The following is a 26,789-nucleotide window of genomic DNA, read 5'->3' as shown; positions in this document are numbered from 1 at the left end:
TAGCGGACGGAGTGGGGGCCTCATAGGGCGAAGCCCTTCCTTGAACAATCAATCTGAAATATGGCCGGCGCATTTCCCCCGCTCCGTCTCGGTTTCGCCGAGCCACCTCTCCGCCACTCCGGTAGGGGCGAGGACCCAAGGGTAACGAGGGGCGGCGCGACGCTTGTCATTTGCATGAGAATTCGAAACATGCAGACATGGCGCCGACACGGGCGGGGCGGGTGCCAGGGGAAATCATCATGGCGGTAGAGACAGTGCAGCGGGCGTCGGGACGCGGCATCTGGGGGTGGATGTTCTTCGACTGGGCGGCGCAGCCGTTCTTCACGGTCGTCACCACCTTCATCTTTGGGCCCTATTTCGTCTCGCGCATGGCGGGCGATCCCGTCACGGGCCAGGCGGCCTGGGGTTACGGCATCGCCGCCGCTGGCCTGGTCATCGCCGTGCTGTCGCCGATCCTCGGTTCGATCGCCGACCAGACCGGGCCGCGCAAGCCATGGATCGCGTTCTTCGCCGCGATCAAGATCACCTGCCTGTGCCTGCTGTGGCTTGCCGCGCCAGGCTCGAACCTGTTCCTGGTCGTGCTGTTCTTCTCGCTGGCCTCGGTCGCCGCCGAATTCTCGACCGTGTTCAACGATTCGATGATGCCGCGCCTGGTACCGAAGAGCGAGATCGGCCGCATTTCCAACACCGCCTGGGGCCTCGGCTACCTCGGCGGCATGATCGCGCTGATCTTCGTCGTCACCTGCCTGGCCGGCTCGCCGGAGACGGGCAAGACGATCATCGGTATCACCCCGTTTTTTGGCTTGGATCCAAAGCTCGGCGAGGACGCGCGGGCGACCGGACCATTGTCTGCGGCATGGTATTTCCTGTTCATCCTGCCGATGTTCTTCTTCACGCCCGACGCCATTAAAGGCATCCCCATTCGGCCGGCGGTGCGCGAGGGCCTGTCGGAACTCAAGTCGACGCTCGGCGAAGTGCGCCGTCGCGTCGGGATCTTCCGCTTCCTCGTCGCCCGCATGATCTATCAGGACGGGGTCAACGCGCTGCTTGGTCTGGGCGGTCTGTTCGCGGCGGCGATGTTCCACTGGTCGATCACCGAAATCGGCCTGTTCGGCATTATCCTGAACGTCATTGCGATTTTCGGCTGCCTGGCCGCCAGCCGGCTCGACACCGCGCTCGGCTCGAAAGTGGTGGTGATGATCGCATTGGTGCTGTTGAGCATCGCCACGGTCGGCATCGTCTCGACCGGGCCGGGCTATACGCTGTTCGGCGCCCTGCCGCTTCCTGTCAGCGATTCAGGCGGGCTGTTCGCCACCGCGGCCGAGAAAGCTTACATCCTCTACGGCTTGCTGATCGGCATTGCCTTCGGGCCGGTACAGGCGTCGTCGCGGTCCTACATGGCGCGCAGCGTCACCGCCGCCGAATCGGGCCGCTACTTCGGCATCTACGCGCTGGCTGGAAGGGCGACGAGTTTTCTGGCGCCGTTCATGGTGGCGACGATCACCGCCGTCAGCGGTTCGCCCCGGCTCGGCATGGCAGTCATCATCCTGTTCCTGGTTGGCGGCATGGCCATATTGGCCGGAACGCCGTATCCGGCTGACAAGCCGACGGAACAGTAGCGCTTCTTCCCTCTCCACAGAGGGAGAAGGAAGAGCAGCGCCTTAATGCCTAAAATGCCTCACACCGGTGAACACCATGGCGATGCCATGCGCGTCGGCGGCGGCGATGACGTCGTCGTCGCGCATCGAGCCGCCTGGCTGGATGACGGCGGTGGCGCCGGCTTCGATCGCCGACAGGAGACCGTCGGCAAAGGGGAAGAAGGCGTCGGACGCGACGACCGAGCCTCTGGTCAGCGGTTCAGCCAGCCCCGCTGCTTCAGCGGCATCGAGCGCCTTGCGCGCGGCGATGCGCGAGGAATCGACGCGGCTCATCTGGCCGGCGCCGATGCCGACCGTGGCGCCATCCTTCACGTAGACGATGGCATTGGACTTGACGTGCTTGGCGATGCGGAAGGCGAACTTCAGGTCGGCCATCTCAGCCGGCGTCGGGGCACGTTTGGTCACCACCTTCAGCTCGAGGTCGTCGACGACCGCATTGTCGCGGCCCTGGACGAGCAGGCCGCCGGCGACGGATTTGACCGTCGTGCCGGGCGTGCGTGGGTCGGGCAGGCCGCCGGCGACCAAAAGGCGCAGGTTCTTCTTGGCAGCGACGATCGCCGCTGCCTCGTCGGTCGCCTCGGGCGCGATGATCACTTCGGTGAAGGTCTTCACGATCTCCTCGGCCGCCTCGGCATCGAGGACGCGGTTGACCGCGACGATGCCGCCGAAGGCCGAGACCGGGTCGCAGGCCAGCGCCTTGGCATAGGCGTCCTTCAGCGATACGCCCTCGGCGACGCCGCACGGATTGGCATGCTTGATGATGGCGACGGCTGCCGAGCGGGCGGGGTCGAACTCGCCGACCAGTTCGAAGGCAGCGTCGGTGTCGTTGATGTTGTTGTAGGACAGCTGCTTGCCCTGCAGCTGGCGCGCCGTGGCGACGCCCGGCCGCTTGTCGCCGTTGACGTAGAAGCCGGCGTTCTGGTGCGGGTTCTCGCCATAGCGCATCACCGACTCCAGCCTGCCGCCGAAGGCACGCCATGTCGGATGCTCGATCTCCAGGGCCTCGGCGAACCAGCCGGAAATCGCCGCGTCATAGGTGGCGGTGCGGGCAAAGGCCTTGGCTGCCAGCTTCTTGCGGAAATCCAGCGACAGCGAGCCGAAATTCATCTCCAGCGCGTTGAGCACCGAAGCATAGTCGCCGGGGTCGGTGACGACAGCGACATAGGCGTGGTTCTTGGCCGAGGCGCGGATCATCGCCGGGCCGCCAATGTCGATGTTCTCGACGATCGCGGCATAGTCGGCGCCGGAGCGGCGCACTTCCTCGAAGGGGTAGAGATTGCAAACCATAAGATCGATCGGCTCGATGCCGTATTTGTGCATAGCCTCCGCATGCTCCGGGTCGTCGCGCACGCCGAGCAGCGCGCCATGCACCGACGGATGCAGCGTTTTGACGCGGCCATCCATGATCTCGGGAAAGCCGGTCAGTTCGGAAACGTCACGCACGGCCATCCCGGCCTCGGCGATCGCCTTGGCCGTGCCGCCGGTCGAGACCAGCTCGACGCCGGCCGCAGCCAGCGCCCTGGCGAAATCGATGAGGCCGGTCTTGTCGAAAACGGAGAGCAGGGCGCGGCGGACTGGAACGAGGTCGGGCGCGGGAATGTTCTTGGCGGCGACGGCCATGGCTGGCGGCCTTTCAAGGCTGATTTGAAGGGTCCGCGCGCCGTAGCACATGACGCCCGGAAATCAAACCGCAAGCTCCCGCCCGGCCAATAGCGTCAGTTGTTTTCCGGGTGGCCGGCGATGCTGGTGCGCGTCAGCTGCCAATGGACCTCGGAAATGTCCGACGCCTTGAAGGCAAGCACGATCTGGCGGCTGCGGCGCGGGCCGCCAAGGCCGGCGAAATAGATCGATTCCTCCACTTCGGGCGCCACTTCGGTGCAGGTGAACACCCAGCTGTCGGCCGCTTCGGCCGTCAGCACCAGCCGGTCGTGCTCGTCCTGGAACAGATTGATATCGGGATGGATGTGGAAGCGCACCGTGATGAAGTCACGCCCGGTGTTGCGGATCGGCGCACCGCCCGGCCGCTGGAACCGGTCCCTGCCGGTCAGCACATTGCCGTTCGTCGACAATTTCAGCTCACGCTCGTGCAGAAAGCCGAAGCGCTGGGCATAGCCGTCATGGCGGGCGACGAAACCCTGGCTGCCCTTCTGGTCGATACGCTTGCAGGGAACATGCCGCGGGCCGCCGATCAGTGGCGAGCCGAGGAGATCGTTGAGACGCAGGGAATGGCTGAAGCGCGCTGATGATGTGTCGTTGATGGTGGCGGTGGAATGCGCCGCGGTGGCGCGGGCCAGCGGCCGGAATTCGGCGGCGCCATAGGTGTCGATGCCGGCATTGACGATATAGTGCTGGCGCCCCGAAGACAGTTCGAAGGCGAGGCATCCGGCGTGCGCCGCGTTGGAAACGTCGATCGGTGGAGGCAGGCCGGTGTCGGCGATCACCGTGACGCCGCCCATGGATAGTCGCTCGTAGCCGGAATGTGGCGCATGCAGCAGCGGCGCGCCGGCGGTGTCGTCGTGGCGCAGGATGGTGGCGATGCGATCGTGGATGGTCGCGCCCATGCCGTTGAAGCGGGCGAGGCTGCCGTCCTGGTGGCGAAAGAAGCGCAGCGCCGGCAGCATGCGGTCGATGGCGCCCATCAGCGCCGCCGGCGGCGTTTCGGCCTGGTTGGCATAGGTCTGGCGCAGCGGCAGGAGGTCGGCGAGGATTTCCAGGACGGCCATCGGATTGCGGGAGATGTGGCCGCCGTCAGGGAGGATCTGGTGGTCGAGTTCCTCGGCGAGGTTGCGGGTCGCGCCGCGCAATGCCGATGCGGGCGCCGGCAGTGACAAGGCGGCAAAGGCAAGCGCGATGCGGGCGCGCAGCCTGTCCTTGCCATCCGGCATTTCGCGCGCCATCGAGCGCAGGTAACGGATCTGGACGGCCAACGATTTCAGGAAGGCCCGGTAGAACGGATACTCGGCCCCTTGCAGCACCACCGAGGAATGCTGCAGCCAGGCGATGACACGCTTGGCCGTCGTGCCGGGCTCCCAGGCGATACCGGAAATGTGGCCGCCATGCATGGCGATCCAGTCGGATACCAGGGCGCGGGCGTTGGCGGCGGCGAGTTCCGTGCCGGCGGCGCGCATGTGGCGCAGCCAGCGAAAGCCGTGCAGCGTCTTCTGCCAACCATGATTGGGGACGTTGATCTGGAATGGCGATTTGCCGCCGGTCTCGACCAGATGCCCCGACAGCGGGTAACGGCCGTAGTAGATCTCGAGCGCGATCTGCGGATCGGCCAGACGCAGGTCCGGCGGGGCGATCAGCACGCGTTCCGGCGTGCGGCCGGAATAGCGCCAGCGATAGGCAGGCCCGGCACGAAGGCGCCGGCGCGTTTTGCGCCAGAACTCCTTCGCGACAAGCGTCCATAGACGCGTCGTGTTGCCGGCAACAAGTGCCAAAGCCCCTCCTGGTCGTCCACTGCCCCAAGGCAAGTTTATATGATTCAAGAACTTATGCGAAGGCGAATTCCATGGAACGACCCGTTCACCCGGCTTTGAACCGCATCCACCCCAAAAAAGTCTGAAACTCCAACGGCTAGATCGTTGAAGCGCGTCGCATTTGAACGGAGTCCTGCCACGCGCTTCAAGTTTTTGTTTTATGCATTTCGTTGTCCCAAAACCGCTGCGCACTTTTGGGCGACATGCACTAGACCCTGCGCATGCGGGCGGCGAAGAAGCCATCCAGGCCGGAGCGTTCCGGCGACCCCATGTCCAGGTCGGCGGGCGTGGTGCGCAGTGTACCCCGCGCCGTCAGGAATGGATCGATGCCGGCGATCTCTCCCGCATGAATCGGATCGTCGATGACGCCAGGGGTCTCGGCGAGAAAGGCGCGATGCAGGTCTTCGCCTTCCAGCGGGTCGAGCGAGCAGTTGGAAAACACGATCCGGCCGCCCGGCTTGACCAGCGTGGCGGCGCGGGCGAGCATCCTGCGCTGCAGGTCGGCGAGCTTTTCGACATCGGCCGCGGTCTTCGTCCAGGGCACGTCGGGATGTCGCCGCACCGTGCCGGTCGAGGAACATGGCGCGTCGAGAAGAACCGCGTCGAACAGCTCCTTTGGCTCGTATTTGGTGAGGTCGGCTTGCACGGTCTCCGCCGACAGGCCAAGGCGCTCGAGGTTCTGCGACAGACGCGCCAGCCGGTTCTTGGACGTGTCGACCGCGGTGACCCTGGCGCCGGCAACAATCAGCTGGGCGGTCTTGCCGCCGGGCGCCGCACAGAGATCGGCAACGCGAAGCCCACTGACATCGCCGAACAGCCTGGCCGGAAAGCTGGCCGCCGCATCCTGAACCCACCAGGCACCGTCCGCAAAGCCGGGCAGATCCGGGACGGATGCACTGAGCTTTTCCACCCGCACCGTGCCGGTCGGCAAGACGATGCCGCCGAGCCGTTCGGCCCATGCAGCGGGGTCGGCCTTGACCGAAAAATCAACCGGCGCCTCGTGGCGATGGGCGGTAAGGATTTCCTTGGCCTTGGCCGCGCCATAAGCGGCCTTCAAACGGTCGGAGAACCATTTCGGGGCCTCGTCCGTAGCGGCGAGTGCCGCCGGCAGTTCGGTGTCCTTGGCGCGCGCCAGCGTGCGCAACACGCCGTTGACCAGGCCCGAAAAACGCTGCGTGCGTGGATCGGACTTGGCATGGGTCACGGCAAGGTCGACGGCGGCACTGTCGGGAATGTCGAGGAACAGGATCTGCGCAGCGGCCACATGCAGTATGTGCGACAAAGCGGTGGCGTTGGGCGGCAGCGGCTTTTCCAGGCGGCGGGCGAGCAGCCCGGTAATGGTCATGCGATAGCGCAATGCGGTGACCAGGATGGCGCGCACCAGGCCACGGTCGCGCAGGTCGAGTGCTTTGTATTGCGGATGGCCGTTCTCGTGATCGGTCAACCCGTCCAGAGGCGTCCTGGCGTCGATGACGGCGGCAAGCAAGCGCGCCGCCGCCTTTCGGGCGGCGAGGCCGGCGACGTCACCGCCTGAACTGTCTTCATGATTGCCTGAAATTGCCGGGCGAGGCTTTGCCTGGCTCACGACCACGGACCTTTGGGTCCGGTCGGGTTGCGTCCCCACGGATTGGATTTCGGCCTGGCCGGCTCGGCCGGCGTTTGTGGCTGCGCAGGCCTGTCCCACGGACTGGACGGCTGCTGTTCGTCAGCCTGTCGCGGCGCCGATGCCCTTCCTTGCGTGCGGGTCGTCCCGGATGGGCTGCCGGCACCAGGCATCTCGCGTGCCATCGCCTGCAAGGCGGCGATGCGGTTCTCGGTGCTCGGGTGGGTCGAAAACAGATTGTCCATGCGCTCGCCGGAAAGGGGATTGATGATGAAGAGGTGGGCGGTCGCCGGATTGCGTTCCGCATCGGGGTTGCGGATGCGTTCGGCGCCGCGGGCGATCTTGTCAAGCGCCGATGCCAGCCACAGCGGGTGTCCACAGATTTCGGCGCCGCGCCGGTCTGCCTCGTATTCGCGGGTCCGGCTGACCGCCATCTGCACGACCATCGCGGCGAAGGGCGCCACGATCATAGCGACGAGCACGCCGACAAAGCCGAACGGGCTGTTGTTGTTGCGGCTGCCGCCGAAGAAGAAGGCGAAATTGCCGAGCATCGAGATGGCGCCGGCAAAGGTCGCGACGATGGTCATGGTCAGCGTGTCGCGATGCTGCACATGGGCGAGTTCATGCGCCATGACGGCCGCGACCTCTTCATGGGTCAGCGCCTGCAGGAGGCCGGTGGAGGCGGCGACCGCGGCATTCTGCGGATTGCGGCCGGTGGCGAAGGCATTCGGCTGCGGATTGTCGATCAGATAGGTCCTGGGCATCGGCAGGCCGGCGCGTTGCGCAAGCCCTTGCACGATGGCGTAGTATTCGGGCGCGTTCTTTTCGTCGACCTCGATGGCGTGGTTCATCGACAGCACCATCTTGTCGGCGTTCCAGTAGCTGAACAGATTGGTGCCGGCGGCGATGACCAGTGCGATCATCATGCCGCCTGTTCCGCCGATCAGAAAGCCTACTCCCATGAACAGCGCGGTCATGGCGGCCAGAAGCATGGCGGTGCGAAGTGTGTTCATCGTCTGCTCCTCCGCGGATGGTGATGAAAAGGGGTCGATCCTCGTGGGGTCATCGCTATATGATGGGAAAGGCCTGTCCCTGTTTCAATCCGCTGGAAATATCGCATGAACGACGAAACCAGTAAAACGCCCGCCGGCACGGATGACGCGCCGCCAAAAGAACTGACGCCCGCCGCCCGCCGCGCACTGGCGGAAGCCGAGGCACGGCGGCAAGACTATCGCCAGAAGGAAGCCGCGCTGCCCCGCGAGATCGGCGGCCGTGGCGGCAAGGAACCCGGCCGCTACGGCGACTGGGAGGTCAAGGGCCTGACCAGCGATTTCTAGGAAGCCGCCGCGGCTTGCGTCTGCTCCACGCCGATGCGGCCCTGAGCGTCCGTGACCGCCCTCAGACCGTCATAGTCGAAGATGGTGGCGTGCGCTGTTGCCATCGGGTGCTGATGTGTCGCGGTGACGACGAGCACCGTGGCTCCGGCAGCCTCGCCCGCCTGGATGCCGGGCGTCGCATCCTCGAACACAAGGCAGTCGCTGGCATCGAAGTCGAGCCGCTCGGCTCCCAACCGGAAACAATCGGGAGCCGGCTTGCCGTGCGCTACGTCCTCGGCCGTGACAAGGGTGGCGGGAACGGGAATGCCCGCGGCCTCGATCCGCCTCAGCGCCAGCTCACGCGGTGATGACGTCACAATGGCCCACCGCTTTGGCGGCAGTGAGTGCAGGAAGGCAGCTGCGCCGGCAAGTGCTTGGATTCCCGCTACGTCGGCGATTTCATCGCGGGTAATCTGCTCCGCTTCGCGCTGGGGGTCGACGCCTGGGAGGGCCAGCCTGCGAACGGTTTCGATCGCCCTCCTGCCGTGCATCGTCGGCAGGAAAGTCGCCACGTCCAGCCCATGCCGTGTCGCCCAGGCGCTCCACACCCGCTCCGCCGCGGCGGTCGAATTGAGCAGCGTACCGTCCATGTCGAACAGGAAGGCGGCGAATTTCTTGCCTGCTAGCATTGGTTTCCTTGATGGCTGTTCACGTAGGTATCGATTCCGGCCAACCGTATCGGTGCGGTGATGGATTTGAAAGACGCCGGGCGTTTTTCGCCTGCACTCAGGGAACCATGCCCGGCCTATCGCGTTTCAACGGTTCTGACTTTCATGACGATTGAAGGGGACCTTCGATGCTGATCCGGCTCGGCTACGAAATCGCCATTGAATGCACACAGGCCACACCCGTCGTTTCACTGCTCGAGATCCACAGGGATCGCCAGGCCACCATCAAGCGGCAGACACGCGTGCTGACGTCGCCTTCCGTGCACACGCGCCTTTATCATGACCTTCACGGCAATGCCTGCCGGCGCTTCACGGCGCCTCCTGGCGGCTTTCGCATTCTCTATGACGCAGTCGTCGAGGATAGCGGGCAGACGGATGAGGTCAACACGCTGGCCAGGGAAGTGCCGGTCGCGGAACTGCCGGACGAGGTGCTCGGCTATCTGCTTGGCAGCCGCTATTGCGAGACCGACCATCTCAGCGGACTGGCCTGGCAGCTTTTCGGCCATGTCCCGGCGGGCTGGGCGCGCGTCCAGGCGATCGTCGACTATGTCCACAATCGCCTTTCGTTCGGCTATGGCTATGCGCGGCCGACCCGAACGGCGGCGCAGGCACATGAGGAGCGGGTTGGCGTCTGCCGCGATTTCGCGCATCTGGCGATCACGCTTTGCCGCTGCATGAACATTCCGGCCCGCTATGTGAATGGCTATCTCGGCGATATCGGCGTGCCGATCGATCCGGCGCCGATGGATTTCTCGGCCTGGCTGGAAGTGTTCCTCGACGGCAAATGGTACACGTTCGACGCCCGTCACAACACGCCGAGGATCGGCCGCGTCGTCATCGCGCGCGGCCGCGACGCCACCGACGTGCCGTTGCTTCACAGTTTCGGCCCGCATCGGCTCAGCCTGTTCAAGGTCTGGACCTACGAGCAGGAAGGCAATCTGTTCAATCCGCCCTATCATGCTGTCGACAGGACAGTCAGCGCACACATGCTAGCATAGAGCCTGAGCAGATCTCTGGACAAACGGGGACCGTTTGTCCGAGAAAACCGGTTTCCACTTTTCGGGTTCCTGCTCTGGTCACCGGCAGTGCCTCGCTGCCGGTGGTCCGCTCTGGCACAGTCCGGCTGTGCCGCCGCGGGACGCGTTCCAGACGGCTCCTTCAGGGTGGGCCAGATCGTGGTAAGCGCCCGGTAAACGGCGCGAAGAGTCGGTGGTCGCGTTTACGTATTGTTGACCTTGTCTTCCTGACAAAACCCAACAAAAACAATAAGTTTGTGCCGCCTTCCTTGCTTTCGGGCGATTGGCGGCGTCATCCGGCTGGAATCCTGCATCGAACCTTCCCGGCGACGAGGCCGAGGCGAGGAGAGGCAATAGGATGCGGAATTACGGGGGTCTTGTTCACGCGATTGGCGGTTTCGCCAGGGATCGCGGTGGAAATTTCGCAGTCCTGTTTGGCCTTACCGCCTCGGTCTTGGCGCTGGCCGTCGGCTTCTCGGTCAACCTGTCCCAGATCTACAATGCCAAGTCGAGCCTGCAGGGCGTGGTCGATGCCGCCGTCACCTCGACGGCGCGCGACCTGACGACCGGCGTCATCAAGGAGGCCAATGCGAACGCGTCGGTGCAGGCGTTTCTCGATGCCAACAACACGGCGGGAATCCTGCAGGCCAACCAGATCGTCCTCGACAAATTGACGGTCGATCCGATCGCCAAGACGGTGCAGGCGGACGTCCATGTCAATGTCGCGTTCTATTTCCCGCTGTTCAGCGTCGGCAACATGCAACGCGTGCCTGTCTCGACCACGGCCGTCTATTCGGACAAGTCGATCGAAGTGGCAATGATGCTTGACGTGACAGGATCGATGGCCGGCCAGAAAATCAAGGATCTCAAGGCAGCGGCGAGCAATGCGGTGGACACATTCCTCACCGGGCAGGATCTGTCCAAGCCTCGGGTGCGCGTGTCCATTGTGCCCTATGCCAATTCGGTGAATGCCGGCACGCTTGCCGCCAGCACTGTCTATGTCGAAACCTCCGCCAGCCAGCGCAAACAGGCGCCGGGCAACAGCGACCCGCAATATGTCTCGGCGCCGAAAAACGCGGGCACTTGCGCAACCGAGCGCAAGGGGGTCGATCAATATACGGACGCCGGCCCCGGCTCCAGCATGGTCAACAGCGATTTTCTGCTGCCGACCTTCGCAAGCAACACCAGCACGAAAGCCTGCCCGGACGCAACGCTGATGCCGCTGACGGCCGATGCCACGGCGCTCAAGAATGTGATCAAGACCTTTGTCGCGTCCGGCGGCACCGCCGGCCATATCGGCGTGCAATGGGCCTGGTACATGCTTTCGGAAAACTGGGGTAGCGTGATGAAGGCCTCGGAACGGCCGGCCAAGATGGATCCCAAGAAGGTCGCCAAATATGCGATCCTGATGACCGACGGCGAGTTCAACCTGTCCTATTTCGATGCCAGCACCGTCAACCAGGTGTACAATGACGCCGGCAAGGAGCCGACCCGCACGGCGGCGAAGAAGCTTTGCGCCGCGATGCGCGACAAGGGCATCGAGATCTTCACTATCGGCTTCGACCTCAACGAGGCGAACGCCAAGGCGACCCTGCAGGATTGCGCCAGCCCCGACAGTGGCGGCATCAAGCATTTCTACCAGGCCGCCAACGGCGCCGAACTCGACACCGCGTTCCAGACCATCGCCCGCAACATCGAACGCCTGGCGCTGAGCAAATAGCATCGCGAAAAGGAAAAGGCCGCCGCTTCTTGCGAAGCCGGCGGCCTTCCGTGTTTCCGTCCATGGCGCGGCTCAATGGCGGCGACCCGTGAGGTCACCCGCCGCGCATCTCGCGCCTTAACGGGAAGACTGCTTCCCGAAAGTGCAATCCGCTGAGGCCACGTTCTGGAAAACGAAATCACTCGACATCGGATCACCTCCTTTCGATTTGTTGAACACATACGGATGATGGGGTCTCATCCGGCAAATGGCAAGCCGTCACTCTCAAAAAGCCGGTGGTGTGTCTTTCCGGACAGGCCGACTTGCAGTCCGCGGGCAATCGGACAACATTGGTGCGCTTGACTTCATTGTTGCACTGGCTTTCGGGGAGGAAGCATGGACGCCACCGACAAGGCCGCGCGGATCGTTCGAACGGTCATTGAAACGCTGAAGCCGGGCTTTGCCGTCAAGCTCTGGACTGGCGAGCGGATCGGCCCCGCCACAGGCCCGGTGCTCACCATCAACGACCAGGATATCGTCTGGCAGATCGTGCGCCGCCCTTCTCTGTCGACCCTGATCGAGATGTGGATTTCCAAGGCGGTCGATGTGGAAGACGGATCGCTGTTCGACTTCTACGCCCTGCCATCGCAGGGCAAGCTCAGGTCGAAGCTCAAGACATTGCCGAAACTGGCGATCCTGCGCGACCTGCCCGCCGTGCTGCTTTCGCGAAAGCAGATGACGGCGCCGGTCGATCTTGCCGGACGAAACCCTTTCGTCAGCGGATCGAGCAAGCAGGCGATCCAGCATCACTACGATATTTCAAACGCCTTCTACCGGCTCTTCCTCGACGAGCGCATGGTCTATAGCTGCGGATACTTCAAGGATTTCGCCAATGACATCGACCAGGCGCAGGCCGACAAGCTCGACCATATCTGCCGCAAGCTGCGGCTGAAGCCGGGTGAGCGGCTGCTCGACATCGGCTGCGGCTGGGGGGCGATGCTGATCCATGCCGCGAAGAATTATGGCGTCACCGGCCACGGCGTCTCGCTGTCGGAGGCCCAGACGGAACTCGCCCGCGAGCGCATCCGCGCCGAGGGTCTGGAAGACAAGATCACCATCGAGATACGGTCCTACGCCGAGCTAACCGATACTTTCGACAAGATATCGTCGATCGGCATGTTCGAGCATCTGGGGCTCGCCAACCATGCCACCTACTTCTCCACCGTCCATCGGCTGCTGAAGCCGGGCGGCATCTATCTGCATCATGCCATCACCAGGCGCAGCAAGGGCGACATGAAGAAGACGCTGCGCAAGGGGCCGGAATACAAGGCGCTGATCAAATACATCTTCCCCGGCGGCGAACTCGACACGATCGGCATGACGCTCGGCAATTTCGAAGCGCATGGCTTCCTCGTCTACGATGTCGAGAACCTGCGCGAGCACTACGCCCGCACCTGCAGGCTCTGGGCCCAGCGTCTCCAGGCCCGGTTCGACGAAGCGATCGCCGAGGTTGGCGAAGCCAGGGCGCGGCTCTGGCTGCTCTATCTCACTGGCTGTTCGATCACCTTCGAGCGTGCCTCGGCGCAGATTTTCCAGACTGTCGTGACCAAGCGGGCACGTGGCCCAAGCGGCCTGCCGCCGACGCGGGCGGATCTTTATCGGTAGCTGGCCCTGCTCGGCCCATCGCGCTGGTGGTCAGTATCTGACGTCGGATGCCTCTGTGACAGGCCGATGCGGATGGCGTTGCTGTTTGCACTCGGCGCGTCGAGATGGCGGCCGATTGAGTTTCGCTCGATCAGTCCTGCTTAAATAAGCCTTTTTCGCCTGTTCGGCTGACTGCGGCCCGGCTTCAGATTCCGACGAAGGAGAGGCGCCCCGATGCAGCGTTTGTACAGGCCTTCTGATCCCATATCGAGCAAGGCCACCTGGCATGCGATGCCCAAGCGATTGTCCAGGCTCCTGATTTTCCTGGTGACAGGCCTGTTGTCGGCTTGGCCGCTCTTCGCCGCCACACAGCAGATGGGACCCGCAACCTGGTTCAATCCCAATCAACCCTGGGGAGAGCGCCGACCTGTAACCGCCGCGGACCGTGGGTTGATCGCAAGCTATCGCTCCGGACGGAAGAAGCCGGTCATCGATACGAACTTCACAAACCGGGCGGAGTTCCAATCGCAATGGTCGCTGCAATCGGACGACCGTGGAGACCTGCAATCTTGCCGTCAGCCGCGCAACGTTGTGGCGACCCCAACAGGCCTCGAGCTCAGGACGCTGGACGCTGTGAAATGCCATGCGAAATGGTCTACCGGCTTCGCGACCAGCAAATCGAAGCAGTCATACGGATTTTTCGAGGCCAGCATCAAGGTGGCCGACATCGATGGGCTCAACAATGCCTTCTGGCTTGTGAGCGAAGACGCTTTCGAGATCGACATTGCGGAGGTGCACTTCCCCAACGATCTGCATATGACCCTTCACAACTGGGTCACCACCGCCGGCACCGGAGTTGGATTCGACAGCAAGTTCAGCGGCGACCTGTCGAAGGGATTTCACGACTACGGCGTCCTCTGGACACCGACGGACATCGTCTTCGAGGTCGATGGCGAACCGGTCGCGGCGATTGCGACCCATGGCGCGATCAAGAAGCCGGTGGATATCCGCTTTTCAACCGCCCTGGCCTTCTTTGCCGGCAAAATTCCCGATAAACCCGCCGGCCACGCCATGGTTGTCAGGTCCCTGCGCGTCTACCCGCTGTAAGGCAAGGCGGCAGCTCGGGAGGTTGTTGGATCGTTGACGCTCACCTGAGGTGGCAAGGTCAGGGCTCTGACGGCCGCATCAATCCACCTAGACGAACCGCATCGCCGCGCCGACCGCTACTGGCGCGGGCTGGTCGACCGTACAGTAGACGCCCAGATTGTGCGCGTTGTGGCGAACAAGGTTGCGCAGGATCGCCGGATCGTTGTCGAAACCGTCCTGGCCGATAATGGTGAAGCCGCATCGGCGGCAGGGTTCGGAAATCGTCAGCAACAGGTCGCCGATGGCCAGTTTACGGCCGATCCACTCCGTCTCGGGAAAGGACCCTTCGACGGCGGCCATGTCGACGACGATGTTGGGCCGGAAACGGCGTGGGTCGGCCACACCCTCGGGATGCAGCGCCTTCAGTCGCGCCAGCGACGCCGTGGTCAGGAGATGAATGGGCGCCTTGCGATAGCGTTCCTCGGTGAGCGGGCCTGAATAGTCGGGCGTCGCATCCTCCCGGCGAAACGGCCGGATCGAAGCCTCGAAGCCGAGATAGGCTGATACGGCACGGTCGCTTTCGGCCCCAGGTGCGGCCAGCCAGCCACTGTCCGGCGTCGCGATCTCCAGTTGCCGGGTTTCCGACAGCCGGGTCCGGATGCGCGGCACCTTGTGCCATTTCTCGGCGCGATCCGGCCGGGCGATCTCATTGTCCGATGCATCGACAAGGCCGAACATCCGGTCGCCGGCGATGGTTTCCGGGCCGACCGAAATCGAGTCCAGGCGTTCCCCGGCAAGCGAACTCGCCGGATACCGCCAAAGCTCGGTCACTGCGCCCAGTGCGGCCACGGTTCGTGTCAGCCCTTCTTGTTTTGCCGGTTGGCGACCAGGTCGTCGACGACAGCCGGATCGGCAAGCGTCGAGGTGTCGCCAAGGGCGGCAAAATCATCCTCGGCGATCTTGCGCAGGATACGGCGCATGATCTTGCCCGAGCGCGTCTTGGGCAGGCCCGGCGCGAACTGGATCTTGTCGGGCGAAGCGATGGCGCCGATCTCCTTGCGGACATGGGCGACAAGGTCCTTGCGCAGCTCCTCGGTCGGCTCGACACCTCTCATCAAGGTGACATAGCTGTAGATGCCCTGGCCCTTGATATCATGGGGATAACCGACCACGGCGGCCTCGGAAACCTTGTCATGGCTGACCAGCGCCGATTCGACCTCCGCCGTGCCCATGCGGTGGCCGGAGACGTTGATGACATCGTCGACGCGGCCGGTGATCCAGTAGTAGCCATCGGCGTCGCGGCGGCAGCCGTCGCCGGTGAAGTACTTGCCCTTGTAGGTCAAGAAATAGGTCTGGATGAAGCGATCATGGTCGCCATAGACGGTGCGCATCTGGCCAGGCCAGGAATCGGTGATGCAGAGATTGCCGTCGGCGGCGCCCTCCAGCACCTTGCCCTCGCCGTCGACCAGTTGCGGCTTGATGCCGAAGAAGGGCCGCGTCGCCGAGCCGGCCTTGAGGTCGGTGGCGCCCGGCAGCGGGGTAATCAGGATGCCGCCGGTCTCGGTCTGCCACCAGGTGTCGACGATCGGCACCTTGCCGTTGCCGACGACGTTGAAATACCACTCCCAGGCTTCCGGGTTGATCGGCTCGCCGACCGAGCCCAGCACGCGCAGCGATTTGCGCGAAGTCTTCGTCACATGGGCGTCACCGGCGCCCATCAGCGCGCGCAAGGCGGTCGGCGCGGTGTAGAAGATGTTGACCTTGTGCTTGTCGATGACTTCCCAGAAGCGTGACTGCGACGGATAGTTCGGCACGCCTTCGAACATCAGCGTGGTGGCGCCGTTGGCGAGCGGGCCGTAGACGATGTAGCTGTGGCCGGTAACCCAGCCGACATCGGCGGTGCACCAGTAGATGTCGCCGTCATGGTAGTCGAAGACATATTGGTGCGTCATCGAGGCGTAGACGAGATAGCCGGCGGTGGTGTGCAGCACGCCCTTCGGCTTGCCCGTCGAGCCCGAGGTGTAGAGGATGAACAGCGGATCCTCGGCCTTCATCTTTTCCGGCTTGCACTCGGCCTTCACCGTCATGACCTCGTCATGGTACCAGACGTCGCGGCCCGGCGCCCAGCCGATCTTGCCGCCGGTGCGGCGCACGACGATGACGTTCTTCACCATCACATGGTGTTTTGCGGCAATGTCGATAGCCTTGTCGGTGTTCTCCTTCAGCGGGATCGGCTTGCCGCCGCGCAGGCCCTCGTCGGCGGTGATGACGAAGGTCGATTCGCAGTCGACGATGCGGCCGGCCAGCGCATCCGGCGAAAAGCCGCCGAAGACGATCGAATGGATGGCGCCGATACGCGTGCAGGCCAGCATCGCATAGGCGGCTTCCGGGATCATTGGCATGTAGATGGTGACGCGGTCGCCCTTCTTGACGCCGTGCTTCTTCATCACATTGGCGAGCCGGCAGACATGCTCGTAAAGCTCGTTGTAGGTGATCTTCTTGTCATCGTAGGGATTGTCGCCTTCCCAGATGATGGCGGTCTGGTCGCCGCGCTTCTTCAGGTGCCGGTCGATGCAATTGTAGGAGACATTGGTCAGCCCATCCTCGAACCATTTGATCGAGACCTTGCCGTCGAAGGAGGTGTTCTTGACCTTGGTGAAGGGCTTGAACCAGTCGATGCGCTTGCCGTGCTTGCCCCAGAACTTGTCCGGTGACTTGACGCTGTCGGCATACCATTTCAGGTAGGTTTCATCATCGATCAGCGCGTTCTTCTTCCACGCCGGCTGGACGCGATGGATCTTTGCCTCGGACATGTCTTCACTTTCCTCCCGAAACCAAACCGCTGGCTTGGAGGCCAGCGGGGATCGCGGCGACGCGGCCGCGAATTCGCGCGCATTATTAACAGTTCCGCGTTGACGGCAATATTAGACATTGGGTTTGGTGGGAGATTGGGGGTTTGCGCGGCGGGATGCCGCACGCCCACCATCGCGCCGCTGTCAGCACTCGGCAAGGCTCGCTGCTAACCGCATGTTTTTGCGGGATAAACCTGACATCGATCACGAAAATATCAATAGACGATTAAGCAATGAAGCGCAGAATCATCGTTGGGAGGAGAAGGAGACTCGAACCCAGAGGACCACAATGCGCGACCACGCCGAAATGGACCTGATGCTCAAGGGCTATGGGCTGACCACGGCCAAGATTCTCTATCACTTCCCTGACCATCCGCACCTGCTGCAAAGCTTCATCTGGCAGGATTACGACATCGCCCCGAAATTTCCGGTGCTGATCAAATTCATCGAGTTCTGGAAGGCCGAGCTCGAGGGCCCGCTGCATTCGGTTGTCTACACCCACCAGAAGCTGATCGCGCCGAACGAATGGCGCAAGGTCGACGGTGAATTCGTGCTGCACTGACGAGCGGCCGCGGACGGTCTGTTTCCATTCTCGTGCGGCGACAGAAAAATGGCTGTCGGCTATGCTTGGCGGGCGGCGCGGCAAGGCAGAATGCCCAACGCGGCGTCCGCGATCGGGAGAACGGACATGACCGCTTTCGACTATGCCGCATTGCTGCTTCGTGTCAGCGTCGGCGGCCTGTTTCTTGCCCATGCCTATCTGAAATACTTCGTCTTCACGCCCAAGGGCACGACCGACTATTTCCAGTCGCTTGGCGTACCCGGCTATTTCGGCTTGATCGCCATCGCCGCCGAAACGGCTGGCGGCCTCGGGCTGATCTTCGGCGTCGCCACACGGCTGGCGGCGATCCTGCTCATTCCCCTGATGGCGGGCACGATCGTGCTCGTTCATGGCAAGAATGGTTTCTGGTTCACCAATGCGGGCGGCGGCTGGGAATATCCGGCGCTGTGGATCGTCTGCCTGATCGTCATCGCCCTGATCGGCAGCGGCCAGGCGGCGCTTTGGCCGATCTGGGGATAGGCGGTCCAAGGCCTGGGTCGCGCGTCACGCGACCCAGGCGAGGAGATGTCAGACGGCCGGCGGGTTGAGCCGTGCGAAGCCTTCTTGGCGGCGATAGGGGAAATAGGGGTAGGGCGCGGTGACTTCGCTCGCCGCGTCCAGCTTCTTGATCTGCTCAGGCGTCAGCGTCCAGCCAACGGCGCCGAGGTTCTGGCGCAACTGCTCCTCGTTGCGGGCGCCGATGATGACGGATGAAACGGTCGGGCGCCGCAGCAGCCAGTTGATGGCGATCTGCGGCACTGTCTTGCCGGTTTCCTCGGCCACCGCGTCGAGTGCATCCATGACCCGGTAGAGATGTTCGTCCTCGACTGGCGGACCGAAGCTCGCGGTGTCGTGCAGCCGGCTCTTTTCCGGTAGCGGCTGGCCGCGACGGATCTTGCCGGTCAGGCGGCCCCAGCCGAGCGGGCTCCACACCAAGGCACCGACGCCCTGGTCGATGCCGAGCGGCATCAGCTCCCACTCATAGTCGCGCCCGACCAACGAATAGTAGACCTGGTGTGCGACATAGCGCGGATAGCCGTGCTTGTCGGCCTCCGCCAGCGACTTCATCACCTGCCAGCCGGAGAAATTGGAGACGCCGACATAGCGCAGCTTTCCGGAGCGGACGAGTTCGTCCAGCGTCGACAGCACCTCCTCGATCGGCGTGCCGGCATCGAAGGCATGCAACTGCAACAGGTCGATGTAGTCGGTGCCGAGGCGTCTCAGCGCATCCTCCACGGCCTTGATCAGCCGCGAACGCGACGAGCCGTAGTCGGCCGGCCCGTCGCCCATCGGCAGCGAGGTCTTGGTCGAGATCAGCACCGCGTCGCGGCGACCCTTGATGGCTTCGCCAAGCACTTCTTCCGATGCGCCGTTCGAATAGACGTCGGCGGTGTCAAAGAGGTTGACACCGGCCTCAAGGCAGATGTCGACCAGCCGCCGCGCTTCCTTGGCATCACTGTTGCCCCAGGCGCCGAACAGCGGGCCGGAGCCGCCGAAGGTTCCCGCGCCGAATGACAGCGCCGGCACTTTCAGGCCGGATGCGCCGAGACGTCGATAGTCCATTTTTTGCTCCTGGTGATGTTGAACGGGGAATGTCGAAAAGCGAATTGGCTTGCGGTCACGACCGGATAGGGGCGGGCGCGCCGAGCGTGGCGGTGCGATCGAGGCGCAGCGCCAGCCCCGCCACGCCCAGCGCCGCGAGCGGCAGGAGAGCCGCGACCCAGGTGAGCGCACCGAGGCCGAGGCCGTGGGCGATGACCGCGCCGCCAAGCCAGGCGCCGGCGGCATTGCCGAGATTGAAGGCGGCGATGTTGAAGGACGAGGCGAGGCTCTGGCCGGCCCCTTGAGCCTTCTCGAGCACCCACATCTGCAGCGGCGCCACGGTGGCGAAGGCAGCAGCACCAAGCAGGCCGACATAGATCACGGCCATGACCTGGCTGTGGATGGCGAAGGTCATGGTTGCGAGCACCACGGCCAGCACGATAAGGCTGCCCAGCACGGCTGGTACCAGCCAGCGATCGGCGACCTTGCCGCCGGCGAGGTTGCCGGCGATGAGACCGCCACCGAAGACGAGCAGGATCGGGGACACCGCCGCTTCCTTGAAGCCGCTGATCTCGGTCAGCAACGGTGCGATGTAGGTGAAGACGGCGAAGACGCCGGCATAGCCGAGCACGGTGGTGGCAAGACCGAGCAGGACCGGCGTGCGGCGCAGCACGGCGAGATCGGCGCGCAGGTCGCTCTTTTCAGAGGCCGTCTGGCTACGTGGCACCAGAGCCGATATGACCGCGAAGGCCGCCAGGCCGACCACGGTTACCGCCCAGAAGGTCGCGCGCCAGCCGAAGGCCTGGCCGAGCCAGGTGCCGAAGGGAACGCCGAGGATGTTGGCGATGGTCAGGCCGGTGAACATGAGCGCGATCGCCGACGCTTTCCTGTTGGGCGCGACCAGGCCCGTGGCGACCACCGAGCCGACGCCGAAGAAGGTACCGTGGGCGAAGGCGGTGATGATTCGGGCGCCCATCAGCGTCCAGTAGTCGGGGGCCAGCGCGCAGGCGAGATTGCCAAGCGTGAAGATCGCCATCAGCGCCAGAAGCACGGTCTTGCGCGGCCAGTTGCCGGTGGCGATGGTCAGCAGCGGCGCGCCGATGACGACGCCCAGCGCATACCCGGAAATCAACTGGCCGGCTGCCGAGATCGAGACGCCGAGATCCTTGCTGACATCAAGCAGCAGACCCATGATGACGAATTCGGTGACGCCGATGCCGAAGGCACCGGCGGCGAGGGCATAAAGAGCAAGAGGCATGGCGATTTCCACTTCAATGGCGAAGAGCGCCGTCCCGCGCCCCGGCCCGAAAGATCGTGTTGCCATGCGCTGTGAACCAGACTTGCCTTGGGAACATTTTCTGTGAAATAGATTCACAGATGGCCAGGCCCGACATCAACCGTTCCGGCGAGATCGAAGTGTTTGTCCGCGTCGTCGAGGCGGGCAGCTTCTCTGCCGCGGCGCGCGCATTGCGGATGACGCCGTCGGCGGTGAGCAAGCTGATCGCGCGGCTGGAAGCCCGACTCGGCGCCCGATTGGTCAGCCGCTCGACGCGCAAGCTGCAACTGACGCCGGAAGGGACGGCGTTTTATGACAATGGGGTGCGCATCCTTGCCGACATGGCTGCGGCCGAGCGTGAGGCGGCCGCGGGTGCGGCGCCGCGTGGACGGTTGCGCGTCAACAGCTACGTGCCCTTTGGAGTGCACAGGCTGATCCCGCTCCTGCCTGATTTCCTCGAACGCTATCCCGAGATTTCGGTTGATCTGGTGCTGACCGACAGTGTCATCGACCTGATGGCGGAACGTGCTGACGTCGCCATCCGTGCCGGGCCACTTGGCGAATCGCGACTGGTGGCGCGCAAGCTCGGGCAAGGCCCGGTCGTCGTGGTCGCTGCGCCCTCCTACCTCGAAAAGCACGGCACACCGCAGACGCCGGCCGATCTCGACAGCCATAATCGCATGGGCTTCGGCTTCGTCAGGCATCTCGACGGCTGGCCGTTCCTCGGCGCGGCCGGTAATGCTGTCATAGTCCCGATCAACGGCAACACGCTGGTCAGCGATGGCGAGGCGATGCGGCTGATGACGCTGGCAGGCGCCGGAATCTCCCGGCTGGCTCGCTGGCATGTGGCCGATGATATTGCGGCCGGTCGGTTGGTGCCGCTGCTGGATGCGTTCAATCCCGGCGACGAGGAGGCCACGCACGCGGTCTATGTCGGCCAGGGCCGGCACCTGCCGGCGCGCGTGCGCGCCTTTCTGGATTTTCTGGTCGAGACTGTACGGCTGACCTGAGATGAGAAGGGTTCTCGGGAGCGGATGGGCTCCCGAGATATCTGAGCTGGCGGGTTCTATGCTTTCGGGGTGAACGGCGCCGGACGCCGGCCCGCCGCCTGACGTTCGAGCATCCATCCGGGATATTCGGCCGGCAGGGCGCTGACCTCGTCGAGACGCACGAGGTCGTCAGTGTCGAGCTTCAACTGGGTGGCAGCAAGGTTCTGCTCGAGTTGTTCCATGCGGCTGGCTCCGATGATCACGCTCATGACGAAGGGCTTCGCCAGCACATAGCCGAGCGCCACCGTGGCGACGCTCACATCGTGCTTTTGCGCGATCTCGCGCATCACCGCGACGGCCGCCCAGGCACGGTCCTCGTTGACCGGTGGGAAGTTGAAGGAAGCGCGGCGGCCTTCGCCATTGCCGGGCGCGCCAGGTCCGTATTTGCCGGACAGCAGGCCGCCCGCCAGCGGCGACCACACCATCAGCCCAAGCTTCTCCTCATTGAGCAGCGGCACGATCTCGCGTTCGAGGTCGCGGCCGGCGATCGAGTAGTAGGACTGGATGGTCTCGAAACGGGCAAAGCCCTTGCGGTCGGCAATGCCGAGCGCCTTGGCGATGCGCCACGCCGCCCAGTTGGAAACGCCGACATAGCGGACCTTGCCGCTGGCAACGAGGTCGTCCAGCGCCCGCAAGGTCTCGTCGATGGGCGTCACCGTGTCGGTGCCGTGGAGCTGGTAGAGGTCGATATGGTCGAGCTGCAGGCGCTCCAGGCTGGCGTCGACCGAATCCATGATGTGGCCGCGCGACGAGCCGCGCTGGTTCGGGCCTTCGCCCATGGCGCCGTGGACCTTGGTAGCGATGACCACGTTCGACCGGGCGACGCCGAGATCCCTGAGCGACTGGCCGAGCAGGCGCTCCGACTCGCCGAAGGAATAGACGTCGGCCGTGTCGAAGAAATTGACGCCGGCGGCAATGGAGCGGGCAACGATCTCGTTGACGCCCTTCTGGTCGAGGCTGGCGATCAGGCCCCATTGGGCGTTCTGGCCTGCGGCGCCGAAGGTCATGGTACCCAGGCAAAGTTCGGATACGAACATACCCGTGTTTCCAAGCTGATTGTAACGCATGGTGGAGGCTCCAGGAGGATTGTGATGACAGAAGGCAAATAGGAACGGTACGTTTCGTTTCCAGTGTTGGCGCAATCAGCATGCCCGACTGGCACAAGTCGCCTCGGCCTATCGACTGCCGAAAATCGCCGAGCCGACCCTAACGCTGGTGGCGCCGAAGGCGATCGCCGTCTCGTAGTCGCCCGACATGCCCATCGACAGTTTCGCGACGCCGGCCTCCCGCGCAAGCTTTTCCAGCAAGGCGAAATGCGGTCCTGGGTTCTCATCCGCCGGCGGGATGCACATCAGGCCTTCTATCGCGAGGCCGTGCACGTCGCGGCAGCGGGCGACGAAGGCGACGGCTTCGCGCGGCTCGATGCCGGCCTTCTGCGGCTCGGAGCCGGTGTTAACCTGGACATAGAGTTTTGGCGCGCGGCCCTGCCGGATGATCTCCTTGGCGAGTTCGGCGGCGATCTTTTCGCGATCAATCGTCTCGATGACATCGAACAGCGCCACCGCTTCCTTCGCCTTGTTCGACTGTAACGGGCCGATCAGATGCAGCTCGATATCCGGGAATGCGTCCTTCAGCTCCGGCCATTTGCCTTGCGCTTCCTGCACGCGGTTCTCGCCGAAGACGCGCTGACCGGCCTCGATCACCGGCTGGATGTCGGCGGCGTCAAAGGTCTTGGAAACCGCGACCAGCGTCACCGCATCGGCTTCGCGAGCCGCCTCGCGCTCGGCGGCGGCGATCCTTGCCTTGACCGCGAAAAACTGCTGAACGGCGTCGCCCATGTCTGAATCCTGCTGTTTTGACCCGCGTTTTTGACCGACGCGATACCCATATGGTTGACGGGTTTGCCAAACCATGGTGAACACCCCAACCACATTCCCTGAACTGCCGAGCTTTCGCCCGCAGTCCGCGATGCTTTTTAAGTGAAAAACGTCCCATGGCAACCGAACGATACAATCCGCGCACATCAGAGCCCAAATGGCAGAAGGCCTGGGACGCCAGGAAGCTGTTCGAGGCGGATAACAACGATCCGCGCCCGAAATACTACGTGCTGGAGATGTTCCCCTATCCGTCTGGGAATATCCATATCGGCCACACCCGCAACTACACGATGGGCGACGTGGTGGCGCGCTACAAGCGGGCCAAGGGGTTCAACGTGCTGCACCCGATGGGCTGGGACGCCTTCGGCATGCCGGCCGAAAATGCCGCCATGCAGAACAAGGTCCATCCCAAGGAATGGACCTACCGGAACATCGCCGCCATGCGCGAGCAGCTCAAGGTCATGGGCCTGTCGCTGGACTGGGCGCGCGAATTCGCCACCTGCGATGTCGAGTATTACCACCGCCAGCAGATGCTGTTCCTCGACTTCGTCGAGAAAGGGCTGGTGACGCGCAAATCCTCCAAGGTCAACTGGGACCCGGAGGACATGACCGTGCTCGCCAACGAGCAGGTCATCGACGGCCGCGGCTGGCGCTCCGGCGCGCTGGTCGAACAGCGTGAGCTGACGCAGTGGTTCTTCAAGATCACCGATTTCGCTGATGACCTGCTGGACTCGCTCGACGGCCTCGACGAATGGCCCGAAAAAGTGAAGCTGATGCAGCAGAACTGGATCGGCCGTTCCGAAGGCTTGCTGGTCCGCTGGCCGCTGGCTTCGGACGTTGCCGGCGAGCACGAGCTGGAGGTCTACACGACAAGGCCCGATACTATTTTCGGCGCCTCGTTCATGGCGATCGCCGCCGATCATCCGCTGGCCAGGAAGGCCGCCGAGAACAATCCGGCGCTGGCAAAGTTCATCGAGGAAGTCCGCCACATGGGCACCTCGGTGGCGGCGCTGGAAACCGCCGAGAAGAAGGGTTTCGATACCGGCATCCGCGTCGTCCATCCGTTCGACGACAGCTGGACGCTGCCTGTCTACGTCGCCAATTTCGTGCTGATGGAATACGGCACCGGCGCCATCTTCGGCTGCCCGGCGCATGACCAGCGCGACCTCGACTTCGCCAACAAATACGGCCTGTCGGTGGTGCCGGTGGTGATGCCGGAGGGCGAGAATCAGGCGACCTTCCAGATCATCGACGTGGCCTATGGCGACGACGGCGCGATGATCAATTCGCGCTTCCTCGACGAGATGAAGCCGAGCCAGGCTTTCGACGAGGTTGCCAGGCTGCTGGAACAGAAGACGATCGGCAACCGGCCGATGGCCGAGCGCAAGGTGAATTTCCGCCTGCGCGACTGGGGCATTTCGCGCCAGCGCTACTGGGGCTGCCCGATCCCGATGATCCATTGCGAGGATTGCGGCGTGGTGCCGGTGCCGAAGGCCGACCTGCCGGTCAAGCTGCCGGATGATGTCGAGTTCGACCGGCCGGGCAATCCGCTCGACCGGCATCCGACATGGCGCCATGTGAAATGTCCGCGGTGCGGTAAGGATGCGCGGCGCGAAACCGACACGATGGACACGTTCGTCGATTCGTCCTGGTATTTCGCCCGCTTCACCGCGCCCTGGGCGCATGAGCCGACCGACCCCAAGGCGGCGAACGAATGGCTGCCGGTCGACCAGTATATCGGCGGCATCGAGCACGCGATCCTGCACCTGCTCTATTCGCGCTTCTTCACCCGTGCCATGCGCGAGACCGGCCATGTCGATCTGGCCGAGCCGTTCAAGGGCCTGTTCACGCAAGGCATGGTCGTGCACGAGACCTACCGGGTCGGAGGCGCATCAAATGGCCGCTGGCTGGCGCCGAGCGAGGTGCGGCTTGAGGACGCGGAGGGCAAGCGCCGCGCCATCGAGATCGCCACCGGCGACGCGGTGGAGATCGGGCCGCTCGAGAAGATGTCGAAGTCGAAGAAGAACACGGTGAGCCCGGAAGAGATCACCGACGGCTACGGCGCCGACACGGCCCGCTGGTTCATGCTGTCGGACTCGCCGCCCGAGCGCGACGTGGAATGGACCGATGACGGTGCCGCCGGCGCGCACCGCTTCATGCAGCGCATCTGGCGCCTGGTGTCGACAGCGGCCGAATCACTTGCCGGAATCCGGCCGGCCGCAGCCAGGGAAGGCGAGGCCGGGGTGGTTTCCAAGGCCGCGCACAAGATGTTGAAAGCTGTCGGCGAGGATATCGAGAAGCTCGCCTTCAACCGTGCCATTGCTCGTGTCTACGAACTGGCCAATGCGCTGACGACACCGCTGAACGAGGTGGCGGAAGGCAAGGCCGATGCGGCGCTGAAAGGTGCCTGCCGCGAGGCGGTGGACATTCTCGTGCACCTGGTCGCGCCGGTCATGCCGCATCTGGCCGAGGAATGCTGGCACACACTTGGCGGCACAGATCTGGTCGCCGAGCGGCCGTGGCCGATCTACGACCCGTCGCTCATTGTCGACAGCGAGATCGTTCTGCCAGTTCAGGTCAACGGCAAGAAGCGTGGGGATTTGACAATTGCCCGCGACGCGGACCAAGGTGCGGTCGAAAAAGCGGTTCTCGCTCTCGACTTCGTGCAGAAAGCGCTCGAAGGTAAGGCACCGCGCAAGGTGATCATCGTCCCGCAGAGGATCGTCAATGTCGTTGCCTGATCCGGAGAAGACGCAAGTGACGCGTTCCCTGCGCCGCATGGCGCTTTTCGGCCTGATCGCCTGCATGGCGCTGGTTTCCGCGTGCACTATTCGCCCGCTCTATTCGAGCGCGCCGCTGAGCCCCGGTTCGCAAGTCGGCCCCACCGCAGAGCTTGCCTCGATCGGCATCAAGCCGGTCAAGACACGCTATGCTCAGCAGATTCGCAACAACCTGGTCTTCGGGCTTGGCGGTGGCCAGGGCGAACCGGCGTCGCCGGTCTATTCGCTCGAACTTGGCGTCACCGAACTCGTCGAATCGGCCGCGACCGTGCAGGTGGCGACGGATGAGGACGAGCCGACCGCGGGCACCGTGACGCTGACGTCCGCCTATACTTTGACCGACGCCAAGACCGGCGCAATCGTCTCCACGGGCAAGCGTGCGATCACGTCGTCCTTCGACCGGCCGCGCCAGGAATTTGCCTCGTACCGGGCGCAGATCGACGCGGAGAATCGCGCAGCGCGCGAACTGGCCGAAGCGCTGCATCTCGCCATTGCTCAGGATCTGGTCAAGCACGGCAAAAAGACCAGTTGAAGCGACACGCTGGTTGCTGAGACGAAAAAAGGCCGATTGCTCGGCCTTTTC

At 63.7% G+C, this 26,789-nt stretch carries 22 protein-coding genes; 11 read left to right on the top strand and 11 right to left on the bottom strand.

Features of this window, described 5'->3' with window-relative positions:
* The first annotated feature begins 239 nt into the window (after window positions 1–239).
* The gene (locus ABVQ20_RS34335; protein ID WP_354464257.1) at window positions 240–1,619 is read left to right on the top strand and encodes an MFS transporter; all 1,380 of its coding nucleotides are present in this window, start codon (window positions 240–242) and stop codon (window positions 1,617–1,619) included.
* 42 nt (window positions 1,620–1,661) lie between these two features.
* On the opposite strand, the gene purH is transcribed toward ABVQ20_RS34335, so the two are convergent.
* The 4 genes from purH to htpX all read right to left on the bottom strand — a co-directional run bounded on the left by purH (window position 1,662) and on the right by htpX (window position 7,753).
* Window positions 1,662–3,278: a bifunctional phosphoribosylaminoimidazolecarboxamide formyltransferase/IMP cyclohydrolase gene (gene purH / locus ABVQ20_RS34330; protein ID WP_354464256.1), complete on the bottom strand. Its 1,617-nt coding sequence runs from the start codon at window positions 3,276–3,278 to the stop codon at window positions 1,662–1,664.
* A gap of 95 nt (window positions 3,279–3,373) precedes the next feature.
* The gene (locus ABVQ20_RS34325) at window positions 3,374–5,098 is read right to left on the bottom strand and encodes a heparinase II/III family protein (RefSeq protein WP_354464255.1); all 1,725 of its coding nucleotides are present in this window, start codon (window positions 5,096–5,098) and stop codon (window positions 3,374–3,376) included.
* 247 nt (window positions 5,099–5,345) lie between these two features.
* Complete coding sequence (locus tag ABVQ20_RS34320) at window positions 5,346–6,728, bottom strand: RsmB/NOP family class I SAM-dependent RNA methyltransferase (RefSeq protein ID WP_354464254.1); 1,383 nt, start codon at window positions 6,726–6,728, stop codon at window positions 5,346–5,348.
* The gene (gene htpX, locus ABVQ20_RS34315; protein WP_354464253.1) at window positions 6,719–7,753 is read right to left on the bottom strand and encodes a zinc metalloprotease HtpX; all 1,035 of its coding nucleotides are present in this window, start codon (window positions 7,751–7,753) and stop codon (window positions 6,719–6,721) included. Before htpX ends, ABVQ20_RS34320 begins: the two co-directional genes overlap by 10 nt.
* Window positions 7,754–7,858: 105 nt before the next feature.
* Between htpX and ABVQ20_RS34310 the strand changes: the two genes are divergently transcribed.
* Complete coding sequence (locus tag ABVQ20_RS34310) at window positions 7,859–8,077, top strand: DUF1674 domain-containing protein (RefSeq protein WP_354464252.1); 219 nt, start codon at window positions 7,859–7,861, stop codon at window positions 8,075–8,077.
* Here ABVQ20_RS34310 and ABVQ20_RS34305 read toward each other — a convergent pair.
* Window positions 8,074–8,745, bottom strand: a complete 672-nt coding sequence (locus ABVQ20_RS34305) for an HAD-IA family hydrolase (RefSeq protein ID WP_354464251.1) — start codon at window positions 8,743–8,745, stop codon at window positions 8,074–8,076. The genes ABVQ20_RS34310 and ABVQ20_RS34305 overlap by 4 nt on opposite strands.
* 167 nt (window positions 8,746–8,912) lie before the next feature.
* Here ABVQ20_RS34305 and ABVQ20_RS34300 point away from each other — a divergent pair, with 167 nt between their 5' ends.
* From ABVQ20_RS34300 to ABVQ20_RS34285, 4 genes are all read left to right on the top strand, one after another.
* Entirely contained in the window at window positions 8,913–9,782 is an 870-nt protein-coding gene (locus tag ABVQ20_RS34300) for a transglutaminase-like domain-containing protein (RefSeq protein WP_354464250.1), read from the top strand.
* Window positions 9,783–10,158: 376 nt separating this feature from the next.
* Window positions 10,159–11,520: a pilus assembly protein TadG-related protein gene (locus ABVQ20_RS34295; RefSeq protein ID WP_354464249.1), complete on the top strand. Its 1,362-nt coding sequence runs from the start codon at window positions 10,159–10,161 to the stop codon at window positions 11,518–11,520.
* Between the two features lie 375 nt (window positions 11,521–11,895).
* Entirely contained in the window at window positions 11,896–13,164 is a 1,269-nt protein-coding gene (locus ABVQ20_RS34290; protein WP_354464248.1) for a class I SAM-dependent methyltransferase, read from the top strand.
* Window positions 13,165–13,593: 429 nt separating this feature from the next.
* On the top strand, window positions 13,594–14,250 hold the full coding sequence (locus tag ABVQ20_RS34285) for a glycoside hydrolase family 16 protein (protein ID WP_354464247.1): 657 nt from the start codon (window positions 13,594–13,596) through the stop codon (window positions 14,248–14,250).
* A gap of 87 nt (window positions 14,251–14,337) precedes the next feature.
* On the opposite strand, the gene ABVQ20_RS34280 is transcribed toward ABVQ20_RS34285, so the two are convergent.
* Both ABVQ20_RS34280 and acs read right to left on the bottom strand, forming a co-directional pair.
* A complete protein-coding gene (locus ABVQ20_RS34280) occupies window positions 14,338–15,078 on the bottom strand; it encodes an MOSC domain-containing protein (RefSeq protein WP_354464246.1) in 741 nt (246 codons plus the stop codon).
* 8 nt (window positions 15,079–15,086) lie between these two features.
* Window positions 15,087–17,042, bottom strand: a complete 1,956-nt coding sequence (gene acs, locus ABVQ20_RS34275; RefSeq protein WP_354464245.1) for an acetate--CoA ligase — start codon at window positions 17,040–17,042, stop codon at window positions 15,087–15,089.
* A 328-nt stretch (window positions 17,043–17,370) separates the two neighbouring features.
* Here acs and ABVQ20_RS34270 point away from each other — a divergent pair, with 328 nt between their 5' ends.
* Together ABVQ20_RS34270 and ABVQ20_RS34265 are read left to right on the top strand one after the other, a co-directional pair.
* The gene (locus ABVQ20_RS34270) at window positions 17,371–17,643 is read left to right on the top strand and encodes an usg protein (protein ID WP_354464244.1); all 273 of its coding nucleotides are present in this window, start codon (window positions 17,371–17,373) and stop codon (window positions 17,641–17,643) included.
* Window positions 17,644–17,769: 126 nt separating this feature from the next.
* Window positions 17,770–18,162, top strand: a complete 393-nt coding sequence (locus ABVQ20_RS34265) for a DoxX family protein (RefSeq protein ID WP_227344623.1) — start codon at window positions 17,770–17,772, stop codon at window positions 18,160–18,162.
* Between the two features lie 48 nt (window positions 18,163–18,210).
* Here ABVQ20_RS34265 and ABVQ20_RS34260 read toward each other — a convergent pair whose 3' ends face one another.
* Both ABVQ20_RS34260 and ABVQ20_RS34255 read right to left on the bottom strand, forming a co-directional pair.
* Window positions 18,211–19,245, bottom strand: a complete 1,035-nt coding sequence (locus ABVQ20_RS34260) for an aldo/keto reductase (protein ID WP_354464243.1) — start codon at window positions 19,243–19,245, stop codon at window positions 18,211–18,213.
* Window positions 19,246–19,300: 55 nt separating this feature from the next.
* Window positions 19,301–20,482 (bottom strand): MFS transporter, encoded by a 1,182-nt coding sequence (locus ABVQ20_RS34255; RefSeq protein ID WP_354464242.1) that lies wholly within the window; start codon window positions 20,480–20,482, stop codon window positions 19,301–19,303.
* A 119-nt stretch (window positions 20,483–20,601) separates the two neighbouring features.
* Here ABVQ20_RS34255 and ABVQ20_RS34250 point away from each other — a divergent pair, with 119 nt between their 5' ends.
* Window positions 20,602–21,510, top strand: coding sequence for a LysR family transcriptional regulator (locus ABVQ20_RS34250; protein WP_354464241.1), 909 nt, complete (start codon window positions 20,602–20,604; stop codon window positions 21,508–21,510).
* Between the two features lie 56 nt (window positions 21,511–21,566).
* On the opposite strand, the gene ABVQ20_RS34245 is transcribed toward ABVQ20_RS34250, so the two are convergent.
* Together ABVQ20_RS34245 and ABVQ20_RS34240 are read right to left on the bottom strand one after the other, a co-directional pair.
* Window positions 21,567–22,616, bottom strand: a complete 1,050-nt coding sequence (locus tag ABVQ20_RS34245; RefSeq protein WP_354464240.1) for an aldo/keto reductase — start codon at window positions 22,614–22,616, stop codon at window positions 21,567–21,569.
* A gap of 108 nt (window positions 22,617–22,724) precedes the next feature.
* The gene (locus ABVQ20_RS34240; protein WP_354464239.1) at window positions 22,725–23,387 is read right to left on the bottom strand and encodes a YggS family pyridoxal phosphate-dependent enzyme; all 663 of its coding nucleotides are present in this window, start codon (window positions 23,385–23,387) and stop codon (window positions 22,725–22,727) included.
* A 155-nt stretch (window positions 23,388–23,542) separates the two neighbouring features.
* On the opposite strand from ABVQ20_RS34240, the gene leuS reads away from it, so the two are divergent.
* Both leuS and ABVQ20_RS34230 read left to right on the top strand, forming a co-directional pair.
* The gene (gene leuS, locus ABVQ20_RS34235) at window positions 23,543–26,167 is read left to right on the top strand and encodes a leucine--tRNA ligase (protein WP_354464238.1); all 2,625 of its coding nucleotides are present in this window, start codon (window positions 23,543–23,545) and stop codon (window positions 26,165–26,167) included.
* Window positions 26,154–26,738, top strand: a complete 585-nt coding sequence (locus tag ABVQ20_RS34230) for a hypothetical protein (protein ID WP_354464237.1) — start codon at window positions 26,154–26,156, stop codon at window positions 26,736–26,738. The genes leuS and ABVQ20_RS34230 overlap by 14 nt, the downstream gene beginning before the upstream one ends.
* Window positions 26,739–26,789 lie beyond the last annotated feature (51 nt).

This window comes from Mesorhizobium shangrilense (assembly GCF_040537815.1).
In the GTDB taxonomy this organism is placed as follows: domain Bacteria; phylum Pseudomonadota; class Alphaproteobacteria; order Rhizobiales; family Rhizobiaceae; genus Mesorhizobium; species Mesorhizobium shangrilense.
Note: the sequence above shows the minus strand (reverse complement) of the source record. Positions and strands in the feature narration are given on the sequence as shown.